This is a genomic window from Bacillus sp. SIMBA_005 (genome assembly GCF_046535585.1).
GTDB lineage: Bacteria > Bacillota > Bacilli > Bacillales > Bacillaceae > Bacillus > Bacillus pumilus.
Genome location: NZ_JAWRWI010000001.1, coordinates 356133 through 374061, shown reverse-complemented (window position 1 = coordinate 374061; position 17929 = coordinate 356133). Strand labels below are relative to the sequence as shown.

At 41.3% G+C, this 17929-nt stretch carries 20 protein-coding genes; all 20 read right to left on the bottom strand.

The features are described 5' to 3' along the window. Positions 1-7: 7 nt before the first annotated feature. The 20 genes from hslV to ftsY all read right to left on the bottom strand — a co-directional run bounded on the left by hslV (position 8) and on the right by ftsY (position 17910). A complete protein-coding gene (gene hslV, locus SB660_RS02015) occupies positions 8-553 on the bottom strand; it encodes an ATP-dependent protease subunit HslV (protein WP_003211247.1) in 546 nt (181 codons plus the stop codon). Positions 554-567: 14 nt separating this feature from the next. Then, a complete protein-coding gene (xerC, locus tag SB660_RS02010) occupies positions 568-1485 on the bottom strand; it encodes a tyrosine recombinase XerC (RefSeq protein WP_058013999.1) in 918 nt (305 codons plus the stop codon). Between the two features lie 62 nt (positions 1486-1547). Beyond that, complete coding sequence (gene trmFO / locus SB660_RS02005; RefSeq protein ID WP_034662383.1) at positions 1548-2852, bottom strand: FADH(2)-oxidizing methylenetetrahydrofolate--tRNA-(uracil(54)-C(5))-methyltransferase TrmFO; 1305 nt, start codon at positions 2850-2852, stop codon at positions 1548-1550. Positions 2853-2922: 70 nt separating this feature from the next. After that, positions 2923-4998 (bottom strand): type I DNA topoisomerase, encoded by a 2076-nt coding sequence (gene topA / locus SB660_RS02000; protein ID WP_058014000.1) that lies wholly within the window; start codon positions 4996-4998, stop codon positions 2923-2925. A 193-nt stretch (positions 4999-5191) separates the two neighbouring features. Beyond that, positions 5192-6094, bottom strand: coding sequence for a DNA-processing protein DprA (gene dprA, locus SB660_RS01995; RefSeq protein ID WP_058014001.1), 903 nt, complete (start codon positions 6092-6094; stop codon positions 5192-5194). Positions 6095-6157: 63 nt separating this feature from the next. Further along, a complete protein-coding gene (gene sucD, locus SB660_RS01990) occupies positions 6158-7060 on the bottom strand; it encodes a succinate--CoA ligase subunit alpha (protein ID WP_003212080.1) in 903 nt (300 codons plus the stop codon). A 22-nt stretch (positions 7061-7082) separates the two neighbouring features. Next, positions 7083-8243 carry an ADP-forming succinate--CoA ligase subunit beta gene (gene sucC / locus SB660_RS01985; protein ID WP_144462060.1) on the bottom strand — a complete coding sequence of 387 codons (1161 nt, stop codon included), beginning with the start codon at positions 8241-8243 and terminating at the stop codon, positions 7083-7085. Positions 8244-8419: 176 nt separating this feature from the next. Then, on the bottom strand, positions 8420-8695 hold the full coding sequence (locus tag SB660_RS01980; RefSeq protein WP_003211418.1) for a FlhB-like flagellar biosynthesis protein: 276 nt from the start codon (positions 8693-8695) through the stop codon (positions 8420-8422). Further along, positions 8692-10428, bottom strand: coding sequence for a glycosyltransferase (locus tag SB660_RS01975; RefSeq protein WP_410581102.1), 1737 nt, complete (start codon positions 10426-10428; stop codon positions 8692-8694). The genes SB660_RS01980 and SB660_RS01975 overlap by 4 nt, the downstream gene beginning before the upstream one ends. Before the next feature lie 27 nt (positions 10429-10455). Next, a complete protein-coding gene (locus SB660_RS01970) occupies positions 10456-11220 on the bottom strand; it encodes a ribonuclease HII (RefSeq protein WP_058014003.1) in 765 nt (254 codons plus the stop codon). A 76-nt stretch (positions 11221-11296) separates the two neighbouring features. Continuing rightward, entirely contained in the window at positions 11297-12145 is an 849-nt protein-coding gene (ylqF, locus tag SB660_RS01965; RefSeq protein WP_044141932.1) for a ribosome biogenesis GTPase YlqF, read from the bottom strand. A gap of 88 nt (positions 12146-12233) precedes the next feature. Further along, complete coding sequence (rplS, locus tag SB660_RS01960; protein WP_003212364.1) at positions 12234-12581, bottom strand: 50S ribosomal protein L19; 348 nt, start codon at positions 12579-12581, stop codon at positions 12234-12236. A 137-nt stretch (positions 12582-12718) separates the two neighbouring features. After that, positions 12719-13453: a tRNA (guanosine(37)-N1)-methyltransferase TrmD gene (gene trmD, locus SB660_RS01955; RefSeq protein WP_058014004.1), complete on the bottom strand. Its 735-nt coding sequence runs from the start codon at positions 13451-13453 to the stop codon at positions 12719-12721. After that, entirely contained in the window at positions 13450-13974 is a 525-nt protein-coding gene (gene rimM / locus SB660_RS01950; RefSeq protein WP_050945053.1) for a ribosome maturation factor RimM, read from the bottom strand. Before rimM ends, trmD begins: the two co-directional genes overlap by 4 nt. A gap of 8 nt (positions 13975-13982) precedes the next feature. Then, positions 13983-14369, bottom strand: a complete 387-nt coding sequence (locus tag SB660_RS01945; protein ID WP_050945054.1) for a YlqD family protein — start codon at positions 14367-14369, stop codon at positions 13983-13985. 102 nt (positions 14370-14471) lie between these two features. Beyond that, positions 14472-14717 carry a KH domain-containing protein gene (locus tag SB660_RS01940; protein WP_012009937.1) on the bottom strand — a complete coding sequence of 82 codons (246 nt, stop codon included), beginning with the start codon at positions 14715-14717 and terminating at the stop codon, positions 14472-14474. Further along, the gene (gene rpsP / locus SB660_RS01935) at positions 14717-14989 is read right to left on the bottom strand and encodes a 30S ribosomal protein S16 (RefSeq protein ID WP_003212139.1); all 273 of its coding nucleotides are present in this window, start codon (positions 14987-14989) and stop codon (positions 14717-14719) included. Before rpsP ends, SB660_RS01940 begins: the two co-directional genes overlap by 1 nt. Before the next feature lie 105 nt (positions 14990-15094). Beyond that, positions 15095-16435, bottom strand: a complete 1341-nt coding sequence (gene ffh, locus SB660_RS01930; protein WP_410581097.1) for a signal recognition particle protein — start codon at positions 16433-16435, stop codon at positions 15095-15097. A gap of 13 nt (positions 16436-16448) precedes the next feature. Next, on the bottom strand, positions 16449-16781 hold the full coding sequence (locus SB660_RS01925) for a putative DNA-binding protein (protein ID WP_012009935.1): 333 nt from the start codon (positions 16779-16781) through the stop codon (positions 16449-16451). Between the two features lie 142 nt (positions 16782-16923). Beyond that, positions 16924-17910, bottom strand: coding sequence for a signal recognition particle-docking protein FtsY (gene ftsY / locus SB660_RS01920; protein ID WP_034662411.1), 987 nt, complete (start codon positions 17908-17910; stop codon positions 16924-16926). Between the last annotated feature and the right edge of the window lie 19 nt (positions 17911-17929).

The window sequence follows — 17929 nt, the reverse complement described above, 5'->3', positions numbered from 1 at the left end:
GTCCTTTCTATTCAAGCTCTTCTAAAGTGATTTGATCGTTCGTGTAGACACAGATTTCTCCGGCGGTTTCAAGAGCAGCCTTTGCAATATCTCTTGCTGTGAGGTGATCACCTGCATGTGTTTTGAGTGCTCTCCCGGCGCTAAGCGCATAATTGCCGCCTGAGCCGATGGCCAAAATACCGTCATCTGGTTCGATGACCTCTCCTGTACCAGAGACAAGCAGGATGCTGTCTTTGTTCATAACGATCAGCATGGCCTCAAGCTGCCTAAGCATCTTGTCACTACGCCACTCTTTTGCTAGTTCTACGGCTGCCCTCTTTAAGTTACCACCATATTCTTCAAGCTTCGTTTCAAACTTTTCAAAGAGTGTAAATGCATCTGCTACTGAACCTGCAAAACCTGCAAGCACTTTACCTCCGAAAAGACGGCGCACTTTTTTTGCCGTGTGTTTCATCACGACAGCCTGCCCGAAAGTGACTTGACCGTCGCCAGCCATCGCACTTTTTCCTTTATGTTGAACGGCAAAGATGGTTGTTGCATGAAATGATGACATGAAAAAACCTCCTTTTAGGATCGTTTAAAAGCCCTTGGGTGATGAGACATGTACGTTTTCCTTAAAGAATCTTTTGATACATGCGTGTACACCTGAGTTGATGATAAATTCGAATGACCAAGAAGTTCTTGAACACTTCTCAAATCTGCTCCCTCATTTAAGAGATGTGTGGCAAAGGTGTGCCTTAACATGTGAGGATGGATATGTAATGTGCCTGACGCCTTTTTCATTAGTTCAGTGAGAATGAATCGAACACCTCTGTCTGTAAGAGGCGCCCCGCGCTGATTCAAAAATACATATGCATCAGCACGATCATTCCCCTTCGCTTTCAGCTTCAGCCTTCCATCCTCTAAATAAGTGATGAGCGCTTCATGAGCATATGAACCAAAAGGAACATACCGCTGCTTGCTGCCTTTCCCATGAACAAGCACTGTATCCATCGATAAATCAAGATCAGATTCTTTTAATGAACATAACTCACTGACCCTCATACCTGTTGCATAAAGAAGTTCTAAAATCGCTTGGTTTCTTTGCCCAAGCGGTGTGCTGACATCAGAAACAGTAAAAAGCTCTTTCAGTTCCTCTTCATACAAAAATGAAGGAATTCGCTTATCCTGCTTTGGTAAGCTAACAAGTAAAAAAGGATTTTCTTTCACAAGCTGTTCTCTTAATAGAAATTTATAAAAGCTGCGAAGCGCAGAGACTTTCTTACTAATCGTTCTTCTTGTCAGGCCTTTTTCATAAGCTTCTGTTAAATAAATTCTCGTATCTTGATAGGATACCTCTTCAAAACCGTCTATTCCTTGAACGTTCATAAATCTGACAAACTCTTCAATCGCTTCTGTATATCCTGAGATGGTTAAAACAGAATAGTTTTTTTCAATTTGCAGATATTCAATGAATAAGTGGACAAGACGCTGTTTATTCGTCATTTTTACACCTCTTTAAGGCTTTTAAATGGTATCACATATCTTGCTTTCCATGCAATGTTTTACTACAGAGATTTCGAAATAGTTTGAATAGTTTCGATTGCGCGCTTAGCGTACTCTGCATAACGCTCTTGTTTGTTTTTAATGCGAACACCAAGATCTTTCAACAAGCCAAAATTCGCATTCATTGGCTGGAAGCTTTTCTTGTTTGTCGATGTGATGTAATAAGCCATGCTGCCAATCGCTGTTTCCTCCGGAAGAGTCACAAGCTCTTCTCCTTTGACAAAACGAGCGGCGTTTATACCAGCGACTAGTCCGGAAGCTGCGGACTCGACATAGCCTTCAACGCCTGTCATTTGTCCAGCAAAGAATAGATCTTCTCTATTTTTAAACTGATACGTTGGTTTTAAAAGACTCGGTGAGTTAATGAATGTATTGCGGTGCATCACGCCATAACGAACAATCTCTGCTTCTTCAAGACCTGGAATCAAGCGGAATACTTCTTTTTGGTCGCCCCACTTCAGATGTGTCTGGAAGCCGACGATGTTATATAAAGTGCCTGCTGCATCATCCTGTCTTAATTGAACAACAGCGTAAGGTCTTTTTCCTGTTTTCGGATCTTCAAGTCCTACTGGCTTCATCGGACCAAACAACATCGTTTTCTTTCCTCTTTTCGCCATGACTTCAATTGGCATACAGCCTTCAAAGAAGATTTCTTTTTCGAACTCTTTTAATGGAACTGTTTCAGCAGAAATAAGCGCCTCATAAAAACGATCGAATTCTTCTTCTGTCATTGGACAGTTTAAATAAGCGGCTTCTCCTTTGTCATAACGTGATTTCAAGTACACCTTATCCATATCAATGCTATCTTTCTCTAGGATAGGTGCCGCTGCATCGTAGAAGTATAGATACTCTTCTCCAGTTAACGATTTTAATTCTTTTGAAAGTGCTTCAGAAGTAAGCGGGCCTGTCGCAATAATTGTTGGGCCTTCTGGAATGCTTTGTACTTCTTCTTGAAAGACTGTCACATTCGGGTGATTTTTTACTCGATCAGTAACGTTTGCTGCAAATTCATGACGATCTACTGCAAGCGCTCCGCCAGCAGGAACTGAGCTTTCATCTGCGGCTGCGATAATCGCTGAATCTAAATGACGCATTTCTTCCTTTAATACACCGACCGCATTTGTCAAAGCGTTGGCACGCAGTGAATTGCTGCATACAAGCTCTGCAAATTTATCTGTGTGGTGAGCTGGCGTTTGTTTGACAGGTCTCATTTCATATAAGTTGACTTTAATTCCGCGTTTAGCAATTTGCCATGCCGCTTCACTTCCAGCTAAACCTGCTCCGATCACATTTACAAATTGACTCATTGTACAACTCTCCTATTTCGTAAGTTCTGTTTGATGACATAAAAAAGCAGGTGAACAAGGTTGCTCACCGCTATTTTTGTTGTTCCTCTTTATAATCACAGTTCACACATTGAACTTGCATGCCTTTTTTCAGCTTTTTCTCTACAAGCATATTTTCGCATTTTGGACACTTTCTTTCAATCGGTTTGTCCCAAGAGACGAATTCGCACTCTGGAAAACGATCACAGCCATAAAAAATGCGGCGCTTCTTAGATTTTCGTTCAACAATGTTTCCTTCATGACATGTTGGGCATTTCACACCGATGTCTTTCACAATTGGTTTTGTGTTACGACAGTCAGGAAAGTTAGAGCAAGCCATGAACTTACCGTATCGACCCATTTTGTACACCATTGGATGTCCGCACTCTTCACAGTCAACCCCGGCGTATTCAGGCTCAATCTCAACTTCTTGCATTTCTGCTTCCGCTTTTTCTACCCGTTTTGCAAAGTCTTGATAGAAGCTGTCGATAATGCGAACCCATTCGATCGTACCTTCTTCAACGCTATCAAGTTCTTTTTCCATTTTCGCTGTGAATTCCACGTTAATGATCTCAGGGAAGAATTCAATGATTAAGTTGAGAACAATTTCCCCAAGCTCTGTTGGGATAAACCGTTTATTATCAAGTGCGACATAGCCGCGCTTTTGAATCGTGTCTAATGTTGGTGCATACGTAGACGGACGGCCTATTCCCAGCTCTTCAAGCGTTTTGACAAGTCTTGCCTCAGTATAGCGCGGAGGCGGCTGCGTGAAATGCTGTTCAGGTTCGATATCTTTTGAAAGAACCGTATCACCTTCTTTAAGATCAGGCAGCATTTTGTCCTTTTCTTCTAGCTGGTCGTCTTTCCCTTCTACATATACCTTCATGAATCCAGGGAATTTCACTTTGCTTCCGTTAGCACGGAATGTAAGCCCGTTATTATCAAGGTCCACACTCATTGTATCAAGAACAGCCGGCGCCATTTGGCTTGCGACGAATCGTTCCCAAATCAATTTATACAGACGAAGCTGATCTCGGCTTAAGACATGTTTGACATCTGCTGGTTTTCTCAGCGTAGAAGTCGGCCTAATGGCTTCGTGAGCATCTTGTGCATTTTCATTCTTTTTAGCGGTTCGTTTTGTTGTATTTAAGAAATTCTTACCGTACGTCTGATCAATGAAAGCAGATACTTCTTCAATTGCCGTATTGGAAATACGAGTTGAGTCTGTTCTCATGTATGTAATGAGTCCGACTGTACCTTCTTTACCAAGATCGATTCCTTCATATAATTGCTGTGCAATCATCATCGTCTTTTTCGCACGGAAGTTTAATTTTCTTGCAGCCTCCTGCTGTAAAGTAGATGTTGTAAACGGAACAGCTGGGTTTCGTTTACGCTCTTTTTTCGTCACTTTCTCTACAGAGAATTTGCTCCCTTTTAGTTTCGAAAGGATTTCTTTTACATCTTCTTTTGTTTTCAGTGGATGCTTTTTGCCATTGACGCCAAAGAAGCTCGCTTCGAAGCTTTCTTTTCCTTTTAGGAATGTACCGTCAATTGTCCAGTATTCTTCTGGTTTAAATTCATTGATTTCATTCTCGCGATCAATGATCAGGCGGAGTGCAACTGATTGAACACGACCGGCACTTAAGCCCTTTTTCACTTTCTTCCATAAAATCGGACTAATTTTATACCCAACGAGACGATCTAAGATCCGTCTTGCCTGCTGTGCATCAACTAAATCCATATTGATCATACGTGGATGCTTAAAGGAATCTTTAATAGCATCTTTTGTAATCTCGTTAAAGACAACTCGGCAGTCAGACGAGAGGTCAAGGTCAAGGCTATGCGCTAAATGCCAAGCAATCGCTTCTCCCTCTCTATCGGGGTCAGCTGCGAGATAGACTTTCTTTGCTTTTTTCGCAGCGGTTTTTAATTCTTTTAATACGGGGCCTTTCCCGCGAATCGTAATATACCTCGGTTCGAAGTCATGCTCAGTGTCAACACCAAGCTGACTTTTCGGTAAATCTCTTATGTGTCCCATTGAAGCCTTTACTTTATACTTTTTACCTAAATAACGCTCAATCGTTTTCGCCTTGGCTGGCGACTCAACGATGACTAAATAATCAGCCATACTCAAAATCCCCCTTAAGAGGTGTTCTCTCTTTATACATTTCACAATTCATATTTATGTTAATTGCACCTATCTAACAGGCAATCATGAAAAATTCTTTATGATGAACATCATTATAAACACGAAAAACAAAGTGTAAACTTAAATCCTCACTATTATTAAATATTCCTATGTCTTTTGTCAAACGATATTTTTATGAGAGTTCAGTATATTGAACACCGCGGAAGGAGAATTCCTCTAAAATATCCTTCGTTGAATGAACAAGCTTTGCTCCCTGCTGTATAAGTTTGGCTGGACCTGTGGAATTAGGATCAAAGATTGATCCTGCAACCGCAAATACCTCTTTGCCTTGCTCAAGTGCTTGATACGCGGTAATGAGTGAACCGCTCTTTTCTTTGCACTGAATCACGATGGTTCCACTTGTTAGCGCACTAATTAATCGATTCCTCAAAGGGAAATGCCACTTTTCTGGTTTGACATAAGGCGGATGCTCAGACAAAAGCAAATGATGCTCGCCCATGTATTCAGCCATTTGCACATGTTCCTTTGGGTATAAGTGCTGAAATCCGCCTGCTATAATACCAATCGTTTTCCCTTTATTCCTAATGCACTCTTTGTGTGCGATTCCATCAATGCCTTTTGCTAAGCCACTGACAATCGTCCAATCTTCCTTTACAAGCTCACCAACAATTTTCTTCACACATGCTTCTCCATAAGACGATGGAACTCGTGTGCCTACTACACCTAAACTTTTTTCTTCATTTAAATATGATATGTTTCCTTTTAGGAATAACACAGGGGGAGGATCATAAATATGTTTTAGTGTGCTGGGATATAAGGGTGATGTGATGGGAATCATGTGAATGTTTTGCTTTAAATAGGCTTGAACGATGTGTTGAAAAATGGGGAATTCTTTTTCTTCGGCTTGTTTTAAGCGGGTAAAGTCGATTGTTTGTAATGATCGATCCTGTTTGAAATGATGTGTTTCTTCATTTATATATAGCTCAGGATCGACTTTCCACCATTTTGTTAACAAAGAGGGTGAGATGAGGCCTTTTAAGCGGTGAAAAATCATTCTTTCGGACACGTTGTACATACCATTCCTCCTGTTTAAGATAGAAAGAAGAAGACTTGTCAAAGAACAAGTCTTCTTGTGTCATTAATGCGTTTTACAAGCTTCAAAAAGATTCTTCTCTTTTAGTACTTTAATCAATGTTTCTCCCATGACAGATGGTGTCTCTGCCACTTCAATTCCACATTCACGCATTGTTTTTACTTTTTCATCAGCTGTTCCTTTACCACCAGAAATAATGGCACCAGCATGTCCCATGCGTTTTCCTGGAGGCGCCGTTTTACCGCCAATAAAGCCAACAACTGGCTTTGTCATATTTGCTTTTACCCATTCAGCTGCTTCTTCTTCAGCCGTACCGCCGATTTCACCGATCATAATGACAGCATGTGTATCAGGGTCTTCATTGAATGCTTTTAATACATCAATAAAGTTTGTCCCATTGACAGGGTCTCCGCCGATTCCTACAGCTGTCGATTGGCCAACGCCAGCTTCTGAAAGCTGATGTACCGCTTCATATGTAAGCGTTCCAGAACGAGAAACAACACCCACATGACCTTTTTTATGAATGTAGCCTGGCATGATCCCAATCTTACATTCTTCAGGTGTAATGACACCTGGACAGTTAGGGCCAACAAGTCTTGTCTTTTTCCCTTCCATATACCGTTTTACTTTGACCATGTCAAGTACTGGAATATGTTCAGTAATACAAATGACTAGATCGACTTCTGCATCAACAGCCTCTAAAATGGCATCTGCTGCAAATGGTGCTGGTACATAGATAACAGAAGCATTTGCTCCAGTTGTTTGAACAGCTTCAGATACTGTATTAAATACAGGAACTCCTTCTACTTCAGTTCCACCTTTTCCAGGTGTGACACCGCCAACAATATTTGTTCCGTACTCAATCATTTGTTTTGTATGGAACAATGCGGTTGAACCGGTAATCCCCTGAACAATTACTCTCGTATTTTTATTAATAAATACACTCATTTAGGTTCCCTGCCTTTCTGCTCTACTTGACTAAAGATACAATCTTTTCTGCCCCGTCAGCCATAGACTCAGCAGAAGTGATATTTAAGCCTGAATCGCTCAGGATTTTCTTCCCTAATTCAACGTTTGTTCCTTCAAGACGTACAACGAGTGGTAATGTTAAGCCAACTTGTTTCGTTGCTTCAACGACACCTTCTGCAATGACATCACATTTCATGATGCCGCCAAAAATGTTAACGAAAATCCCTTTTACATTTTGATCAGATAAGATGATTTTAAATGCTTCCGTTACTTTTTCAGCTGTTGCACCGCCGCCAACATCCAGGAAGTTTGCAGGGTCCCCGCCGTAATGCTTGATGATATCCATTGTAGACATCGCAAGACCTGCACCATTGACCATACAGCCAATATTTCCATCTAGAGAAATGTAGCTCAGATCATATTTAGATGCTTCAATTTCTTTTGGATCCTCTTCATCAAGGTCACGGTATTCTAATATATCTTTTTGTCTATATAAGGCATTGCTATCAAAGTTTAATTTCGCATCAAGCGCCATGACTTTTCCATCGCCTGTTACAACAAGTGGATTAATCTCAGCAATTGAACAATCTTTTTCAATGAATGCATTGTAAAGACTTGTCATAAACTTAACAGCTTGGCCAACTAATTTTGTTGGAATATTAATTTTAAACGCTACTTCTCTCGCCTGATAGCCTTGCAATCCAATCGCTGGGTCGATGACCACTTTGACGATTTTTTCTGGCGTTTTTTCTGCTACTTCTTCAATTTCAGTACCGCCTTCTTCAGAAGCCATCAATACAATTCTTGATGTCGCTCTGTCCAAAACAAGTCCAACGTAGTACTCCTTTTGAATATCGCAGCCTTCTTCAATAAGTAAGCGTTTTATTTCGCGCCCCTCTGGCCCAGTTTGATGTGTGACAAGTGTTTTGCCGAGCAATTCCTCTGCAAACCCCTTCACTTCATCTCTTGTTTTTGCAATTTTTACCCCGCCTGCTTTGCCACGGCCGCCTGCATGAATCTGTGCTTTTACGACATATACAGAGCTTTCTAGCTCTTCTGATGCTTTCACTGCTTCATCAGGTGTAAATGCTACTTTACCATTTGGAACTGAAACCCCATATTTTCTTAGGATTTCTTTTCCTTGGTACTCATGGATATTCATTTCCCATCCTCCCAACATATGTAGAAACAAAAAATATAAAATAGACTGCGCTTTCATTTTAAAGAATAAAAAAGAGAATGTCTAGGGTTCTATGTAAAATCGTAAAATCCTTCTAAACATTCAAACTTTTATTTTATTAAAAATATAAATTTTTCATCCAAATCACTTATTTTACCTTATTTTTTCATTTTTTGATCTAACCTATAGATAAACGAAAATATTTCTGCTACAGTATCGTATAACGCTTCAGGGATCTCCTCATCCAGTGTTAAATGGCGCATGAGTTCGACTAAATTACGGTCTTCTTGGATAGGAACTCCCGACTTTTTTGCTTCTTCAATAATATGGTCTGCCACATAGCCGCTCCCTGTCGCGACCACTTTTGGCGCCTTTTGTTTTTCTTCATCATAATGTAGAGCGACCGCCCTTCTAAGCGGTTTTGAATCCTTCATACTCGTAAGTCCAGCCCCTTCTCGCTGATTTTATGAAAGTGTTCATCTAGAAAGTGAGACGGATCTACTGGCTCTTGTCTCTTCTTTGCTGTAATTCCCGTGAGGCTGTATCCTAATGCATTTAAATTCTCCCGAACAGCTGGAATCATCGGATTAATGGTTCCTTGAAGTTCATGACCGGTTTCAACTGTAATTGACATGACCTTTTGCTGAATCGTACAGTCGATTAATGTTTCTTCGAGGTTTTCCATGTTTAAGTAAAACATAAGGCGACACTGAGAAATATCAATAGAGCCATCTTTTTTCTTATGTCCTTTTAGAATAAAGGTTAAATCTTGAACACTATGTTTTGAAAAGAGCGGGTAAGAGACCATCATTTGGCTGATAGTTTGGTTCTCCTGCTGCACAAATAACTGCCCGTTCAATCTATGAAACAATTGATCGACTTCTTTTTTTACGGGCTCTGGTAAATCAGACTGTCTCACATCATTTAAGACGAGCTTTAATTGGTGAAGCTCCTGACTTTTTACATCCTGGTTGCCTTTTTCGAGTAGTTTCAGCATACCGATTTCGTCACGTACACCTATTGCCTTTTTCATCGTCATGAGTAAATCGAGCACGTCGGTTTTATTGCTTAATGCGGGTTCTGTATGCTGCACGACCTGAGCCAATACTTTTGCTTCTGTTTTTGACAGGAACGGAAATTCTTTTTGAAGCACAGATGCTTTTGCGTCAGGCTGAGATCCAGCCTGCTGAAGTCCTTGCAGCAATGACGTAAGCTGTTTTAAGCTAGGCTCTTGCTGCCCATCTGCACCTTGTTTTATCAAACTTGTTAGTATCCGCTCGATTTGCTGAGGCGGGATTTGCAGCTCTTTTGGACTTGTTGATTGCTGCACGTTAGATTGAAGAACTTGGGTCGTCTGACGCTCTTGAGCTATTGGATTCTGACTATTTTCTTTTGGTTGAGTCAGATTGGACTGAGGTGTTACAGGTAGATTTCCCCCTTGTTTCGCCGTCCCTTCTCTCGCTGCTAGAAGGACCGATAAGAGCTTTTCTGCATGGACAGTCGTCTCAGCTCCTATGACTGATCGAACGGCTTGTGTAAGGGCCTGTGTGGCGTCTGAGTGCTTCGGGAGCTGTGTTAAGCGTTCTAGCAGTGCTGTCATATCCTGATGGAGAGCAGAGGATGATTTCACGGCTAAAATTGATTGAAGGACTCCTTCCTGGATCGGCAAGTCTTTTTTTAAAGCAAATAGGAGTGACTGGAGACCTTTTTTCACATCAGCTCCTTGAAGCTGTTCGATCCACTTCACTGCCGTTTTTAACTCTGCTTCATTGATGACGGATTTTTCTTTTAAAAAAGCAGTAGCTGTTAGAATGTTTTCTAGTCCGTTTTTCAGAGAGAGACCTTCTAATAGTTTGGCAGCTGCATCCTTTAATGTTTTAGGGTCTTGATCAAATTGCTGGACTGGCCTTAGTTTATTGAGGCTGCCTCCACCCTCTTGTTCAAATTGGAACCAATAAAATGCGTCTGCTTTGAGCTGAGCCGCTAGCTGCGCTTTTATTTTTGTTGAGCCTATTTGAACAAGGGCTGTATCATCTCCGAGCATTTTCAGTACTTTACCAAGAATCAGTCGATGCACATTTTCCTTTCCTTCGGTGTTTAATGGCACAGATTCTGCCGTATTCAGCCGGCTATTCAGTGCTGTATGTATGTCCTCAACTCTTGTCATCACAGGCAGCCTCCTTAGGTCAAAAATTTATGATATAACGGATTTCACTGGCGCAAATGATAATCGATGGATTGGGGTAGCTCCATGTGTTTGAATGGCAGCCAAATGCTCTTTTGTTCCGTACCCTTTATGTTTTTCAAATTGATACTCAGGGTACTTACGCCCGTATTCTTCCATCATCTGATCTCTTGTCACCTTTGCAATACATGCACCTGCTGCGATAGACGCACTTTTTGCATCTCCTTTGATGATATTCTCCTGTTGAATAGGAAGCGGGAGCGTCATGGCATCTATGAGTAGATAATCGGGTGTATGAGTTAACTTCTCCACCGCTCTCACCATCGCCAGTCTTGATGCCTCGTAAATATTGATTTCATCAATCGTAGCTGCATCCACAATGCCGATTCCGATATCAAGTGCTTCTTTTTGGATTAGGTCATAATATGCCAATCTTTTTTTCTCAGATAATTGCTTTGAGTCGTTTAAACCGAGCAGGACTGTATCTTCCTTTAATATGACAGCTGCTGCGACAACGGGGCCTGCAAGTGGACCTCTTCCTGCTTCATCTATTCCAGCAATACATGTGTATCCCTGCGCTTTCGCACTGTTTTCAAATTGCAGCATCTCATTCCATGCTGCTTGAAGTTGCTGCTGCTTTTCTCTCTCTTTGCGCCACTTCTCTATCAATTTTTGGACACTTTTTCTCGTATCATCTTTTACAAGTTCATGAATGTATGACTCGTCTTGCGAATGCTTTTCTATCAGTTCTTTTATTTGTTTCACTGTGTACATCAGCTTTTCGTCAGCCTCCTTCTTTATATCGGCAGTTTTCCGCAAAAAATAAAGACCCGCATGAGCTGCGTGTCTTTTAGCTTTCAGGCTTCTCAAAAGTGAGGGGACCAAATTTTTCTGTTCGAATATCCCGAATAATGATTTCGGTGGTTTTGTCGTAATTAATAAATCCACCGCTCATGAGACAGCCGCGCTTTGTACCTATTGCATCAAACAGCTCAGCCGTATCTTCAGGGATCTCCGTTAGGTCATAGCGTTTTTTTAATCGCTCTGGATAGTTTTCTTCTAGAAAGCGAAGTCCATATACAGCGACATCCTGTAAGTTGATGATAGAATCTTTGATCGCTCCAGTTACCGCTAGCCTGAGTCCTACTTTCTCATCTTCAAACTTCGGCCAGAGGATTCCAGGTGTATCGAGAAGTTCCAATTCTTTCCCTACCTTCACCCATTGCTGTGAGGTGGTAATACCAGGACGGTCTCCTGTTTTGGCAATGTTCTTTTTCGCTAAACGATTGATTAAGGTGGATTTCCCGACGTTGGGAATTCCGATAATGAGCGCCCGGATTGCACGTGGTTTGACACCTTTTGCTTTCATGCGGTCGAATTTTTCTTTTAAGATTTCCTTTGAAGTTGTGATGATCTGATTTAACCCTTGTCCATCGACAGAGTTAATAGCAAGTGACCGAACGCCTTGCTGCTCAAAGTGCGCCTGCCACTCCTTTGTCACACGAGGATCCGCTTTATCTGCTTTGTTTAATAGCATGATTTTGGGTTTATTCTGAAGGATTTCTTCGATCATTGGGTTTCTAGAGGACATCGGAATTCTAGCATCAGTTAATTCAAATACGATGTCGATGAGCTTTAATTTTTCTGTGACTTCACGTCTTGCTTTTGCCATATGGCCTGGAAACCATTGAATCGTCATATGTGCACCTTCTCTTCTATCTATTATCTCTATACATTGTACAAAAAAAGAGCCTGTTACAGGTAACAAGCTCTTTCCTTTGATATCATTATCGTCTGATTTCTTTGATACGAGCCGCTTTACCGCGAAGTTCACGTAGGTAGTAAAGTTTCGCACGACGTACCTTACCGTGACGTACAACTTCGATGTTAGCGATTTTTGGTGTGTGTACAGGGAATGTACGCTCAACGCCTACACCGTAAGAAATCTTACGAACTGTGAAAGTTTCGCTGATTCCACCACCACGACGCTTAATTACAACACCTTCAAAGATCTGGATACGCTCACGAGTACCCTCGACAACTTTAACGTGTACACGTAAAGTGTCACCAGGACGGAACGCAGGAAGATCAGTGCGTAATTGTTCTTTTGTGATTTCTTCAATCAAATGTTGCATCGTTTTCAACTCCTTCCAACAGATGCTCATGTCCTCTTTCTTCATTGCAGCGGAACATCGTTTTCAAACTTGAATCGGCAAGCCGTCCAAGTCACAAGTAGTATCATACCATACCTCTATGCAGTGTGCAATACAATCTAGTCATTATGAAGCTGCCAAAGCCATCTTTTTTCTTCTTCTGTTAACGTTTTGCAAGAATCGATCAAATCTGGCCTTCTTGTATAGGTTCGCTTCAAAGATTCTTTACGCCGCCACTCTTCTATTTTGGCATGATTTCCAGAGAGGAGCACATCCGGCACTTTTAGTCCTTTATAATCGGCTGGCCTTGTATAGTGAGGATGCTCTAGCAAACCTGTACTAAATGAATCTTCAATGTGAGACGCTTCTTTTCCAAGCACATGAGGCAAAAGCCTGACCACACTGTCTGCAATCATCATCGCTGGCAGCTCTCCGCCTGTGAGAACGAAATCTCCGATTGAGATTTCATCTGTGACAAGATGCTCCCTGATGCGCTCATCGTAGCCTTCATAATGGCCGCAAATGAACATAAGGTGTTCTTCTTTTGCTAGTTCCTCTGCCTTCTTTTGCGTATATCTTTCCCCTTGAGGACAGACAAGAATAATTCGAGGTTTCTTGCTTGCTTTCTTCGTTAAATCTTCTACCGCATCGAATACGGGCTGTGCTTTCAGTACCATACCAGCACCGCCGCCATATGGGTAATCATCTACTGTTTTATGCTTATGATCCGAATACTCTCTAAAATTGACAACATTGAATGAGACAGCTTCTTTCTCCTGTGCCTTTTTTAAGATCGATGAGTGGAGCACACCTTCGAACATTTCAGGAAAAAGTGTTAAGAAGTCGATTTTCATTCGTCAATAAGTCCTTCCATCACTTCAATGTGTATGGTTTTGGATGAGATATCGATCTTTTTGACGACAGATGGGATATAAGGAATCAAGGCATCTTTTTTGCCTTTTCTTCCGACCACCCAGACATCATTTGCCCCTGGTGTTAAAATCTCTTTGATTTGGCCGACAAGCTGATCCTCTTCATCGTATACTTCACAGCCAATGATTTGGTGGAAATAAAATTCTCCTTCATCTAAAGAGCCGAGATGTTCTTTTTCTACTTTTAAGATTGATTCTTTCAATAGCTCTGCTTCATTTAATGAGCTAATTTCTTCAAATGTAAGCAAATCAAACTGTTTATGCTGCCGGTGTGATGCGACAGTGACTTTTAGCGGCTCTCCTTGACCTTGCTTAAAAATATAGAGGACGCTTCCTTTTTTATAACGCTCTTCTGGGAAATCTGTCTTTGACACGACACGAACTTCTCCGCGCACTCCGTGTGTATTGACAATCTTTCCAACATTCAACCATTCCTGTTCCATGTTCTCAATCACCCCTGACGTATTTCCACAATGGTGCCGTCTTTCACGACGATGACATTATCTTGCATCTTGTCATCCCATTTATCACCTATTTTCACTTCAACCAGCGCATCCACTTCTGTCTCTTTCATTTCACTTCCAAGCGGCAAAATATGCAGCTGCTCTACTTGAAAGTCAATTTGCTGGATTTTCTCCTGCCGTTTATCGATGGCTTTTTGAAATTGAGGGATGGCTTCTTGCTGATGTGGTTCTTTTTCATGTTTTTTCAGTTGAAAATATAGTTGATTGCATTCACGTTCTAGTCTTTCTTTTTTCTCCAAAAAAGTCGTTAACAGTTTGTCCTTACTGCTTTCAGTTAATACTTGCATGACGGTGACATGTTGAATGATCTGCATCTTCCTTTTTGTCCCCCTATCCGAAGGCATTTGTCCTCTACAGTATAACGAAAAATAGATTTAAACGTGTAAAAAAAGGGGAGGTCCTAAGCCCTCTCCCTTTTAGTCAGCAATCTCAAGTTGAACTTTCTTAGAAGACTCTGCACTTGCTGCAAACATGACTGTTCGTATCGCTTTCGCTGTACGTCCCTGCTTTCCGATCACCTTTCCGGTATCTTCAGCATTGACAGACAGTGTGTAAATCACTTGCTCATCTTTTTCTAATGAAGATACGTGAATATCTTCAGGGAAATCAACAAGTGGCTCGACGATGGACACAATCAATTCTTCCAAGGACAGCTCATTCATTATTTGCTGTTTTTCGCATTATGAAATTTTTCAAGAATTCCTTGGCTTGAGAAAAGGTTGCGAACTGTATCAGATGGTTTCGCACCATTTTGAAGCCATTTAAGAGCTAATTCTTCGTTGATTTTCACCTCAGCTGGTGATAAAACTGGATTGTATGTTCCAACTGTTTCGATGAAACGACCGTCACGTGGTGAACGAGAATCTGCTACAACAATACGATAGAAAGGAGATCTTTTTGATCCCATACGTTTTAAACGAATTTTTACTGCCATTTTACTAGCACCTCCGAAAATATTTCAACAAGATAGTATATTAACAATGATAAAAGGGTTTGTAAAGTGTTTTTTCTTAACAACGGTTTTATCATGTATAACCAATTACATAAATGGTAATTTAAAGCCTTTTTTCTTCCCTTTGGACATGTTGGTCATTTGCTTCATCATCTTTTTCATTTCGTCAAATTGCTTTAAAAGGCGATTGACTTCCTGGACAGATGTTCCGCTTCCTTTTGCAATCCGTTTTCTTCGGCTTGCATTGATGACCTCTGGCTGTTCTTTTTCCTCGGTCGTCATTGATTTAATGATCGCTTCGATGTGATTGAGCTGCTTTTCGTCTACTTGGACGTTTTTGAGCCCTTTCATTTTACCGGCACCCGGCATCATTTGGATCAATTCATCAAGTGGACCCATGTTACGAACTTGGCCAAGCTGCTCGAGGAAATCATCGAGTGTAAAGCTCATGGTCCGCATTTTTTGCTCAAGCTCTTTCGCTTTATCTTGGTCCACGTTTGCCTGTGCTTTTTCAATCAGTGTAAGCACATCTCCCATGCCAAGAATTCTTGATGCCATCCGTTCTGGGTGGAATGGTTCAATCGCGTCAAGCTTTTCACCTAGCGCGGCGAATTTAATCGGCGTATTGGTCACAGCTCGAATGGAAAGTGCTGCTCCGCCTCGTGTATCCCCGTCTAGTTTCGTTAGAACGACACCTGTTAAACCAAGCTGTTCATTAAAGCTTTTCGCTACATTAACAGCATCTTGACCTGTCATTGAGTCAACAACAAGAAAAATTTCTTCTGGACTCGCTACTTCTTTTACTTTCTGAAGTTCATCCATCAATTCTTCATCAATATGAAGGCGTCCTGCTGTATCTAAAATGACATAATCATAGTGTTCTTCTTTCGCTTTTTCGATTGCCTGTTTGGCAATCTCGACAGGACTGACTTGATCACCTAATGAAAACACAGGCATATCAAGCTGTTTCCCTAGCGTTTGAAGCTGCTGGATCGCTGCTGGTCTGTAAATATCTGCAGCCACCATCATCGGCTTGCGATTATGTTTTTTGCGAAGTAAATTGGCAAGCTTCCCAGTTGTGGTGGTTTTACCAGCCCCTTGAAGACCAACCATCATAATGACCGTCGGAGGTTTTTTCGCTAAAGCGATTTTACTCTCTTCTCCGCCCATTAATTCAGTGAGTTCTTCTTTTACAACTTTAATGACCTGTTGTCCAGGGGTAAGGCTTTTCATGACCTCTTGTCCAACTGCCCGCTCACTTACTTTTTTCACAAAGTCTTTGACTACTTTAAAATTGACGTCAGCTTCAAGAAGGGCAAGGCGTACCTCGCGCATCATTTCTTTTACATCTTGTTCTGACACTTTTCCTTTGCCGCGGATTTTTGAAATCGTCTGCTGCAGTCGGTCGGCTAATCCTTCAAATGCCATACTGTGCCGCCTCCTAATCTAATTTCTCAAGCGATTCAATTAAAGCTTCTGCTTCTTCCGTCTGTGCGGAATCTGCTACGAGCTCTCTCATTTTTTTGAGAAGTTCTTTACGCTCTTTAAATTTCTTAAACAAGAGCAGCTTTTCTTCATATTGTTCAAGCATCGCTTCAGTCCGTTTAATATTATCATAAACAGCCTGTCTTGATACTTCATATTCATCCGCAATTTCACCGAGGGAAAAATCGTCTAGGTAGTAAAGCGACATGTAGCTCTTTTGCTTTGCGGTTAACAACGATTGATAGAAGTCAAACAAGTAGTTCATTCTCGTTGTTTTTTCAAGCGTCATGGGCTCTCTCCCCTTTGTTAAGTTCATTCCCTTTACATCAACTAAGTTTACACGGTTCTCTACTGTGTGTCAAGTTTTTATCTTGTCACTTCATGAAGCGGCGTATAAATAAAAATGCCAGCAGTTTTTGCCGGCATTTTTGTTAGTCTTCTTGATCAATCACGTCTGAGAATAGTCCATACACATACGATTCTGCATCGAATTCTTGCAGATCATCTACCTTTTCACCTAAACCGACGAGCTTCACGGGAATGTTCAGCTCATTTCGAATTGCAAGGACAATCCCGCCTTTTGCAGTCCCGTCAAGCTTTGTTAAAGCAATTCCTGTCACATTCGTCGCTTTAGAAAATTCCTTCGCTTGTGCCATCGCATTTTGACCCGTTGTTGCATCAAGAGCGAGCAGCACTTCATGCGGTGCGTCTGGAACCTCACGTTCAATAACTCTCTTGACCTTTTCTAGCTCTTTCATCAAGTTGACTTTGTTTTGCAGTCTTCCTGCTGTATCACAGATAAGGACATCCGCATTTTTCGCTTTTGCTGATTGAACGGCATCATAGATCACTGCTGCTGGATCAGAGCCAGCCGTCTGTTTAACAACAGGGACACCTGACCGCTCTCCCCATACTTCAAGCTGCTCAATCGCACCGGCACGGAATGTATCACCTGCTGCCAAAATAACAGATTTCCCTTCGTTTTTCAGCTTATTTGCAAGTTTGCCGATCGTCGTTGTTTTCCCAACGCCATTGACACCTACAAATAAAATAATATTTAATCGCCCGTCTTCAATATTCAGCGCAGAGATTTGTTCCTCGCCGCTATTGTAGATTTCAACCAGTTTTTCAGAAATGACCGATTGTACTTCACTTGGGTCTTGAATGTTTCTTAATTTCACTTCTTTTTTCAGCTCATCGATCAGTTCCATCACTGTTGTAAAACCGACATCCGCGCCGATTAAAACCTCTTCTAATTCTTCAAAAAAGTCTTCATCGACTTTACGGTAGCGAGAAATTAGTTCGTTTACTCTTCCTTGAAAGGAGTTTCTCGTTTTTTCAAGTCCATCTTTAAACTTTTCTGATACTGAATCGGTTTGCTGCGTAAATTTTTCTTTTAACTTCTTAAAAAAGCTCATTTGGTTCAAAAACCTCCTT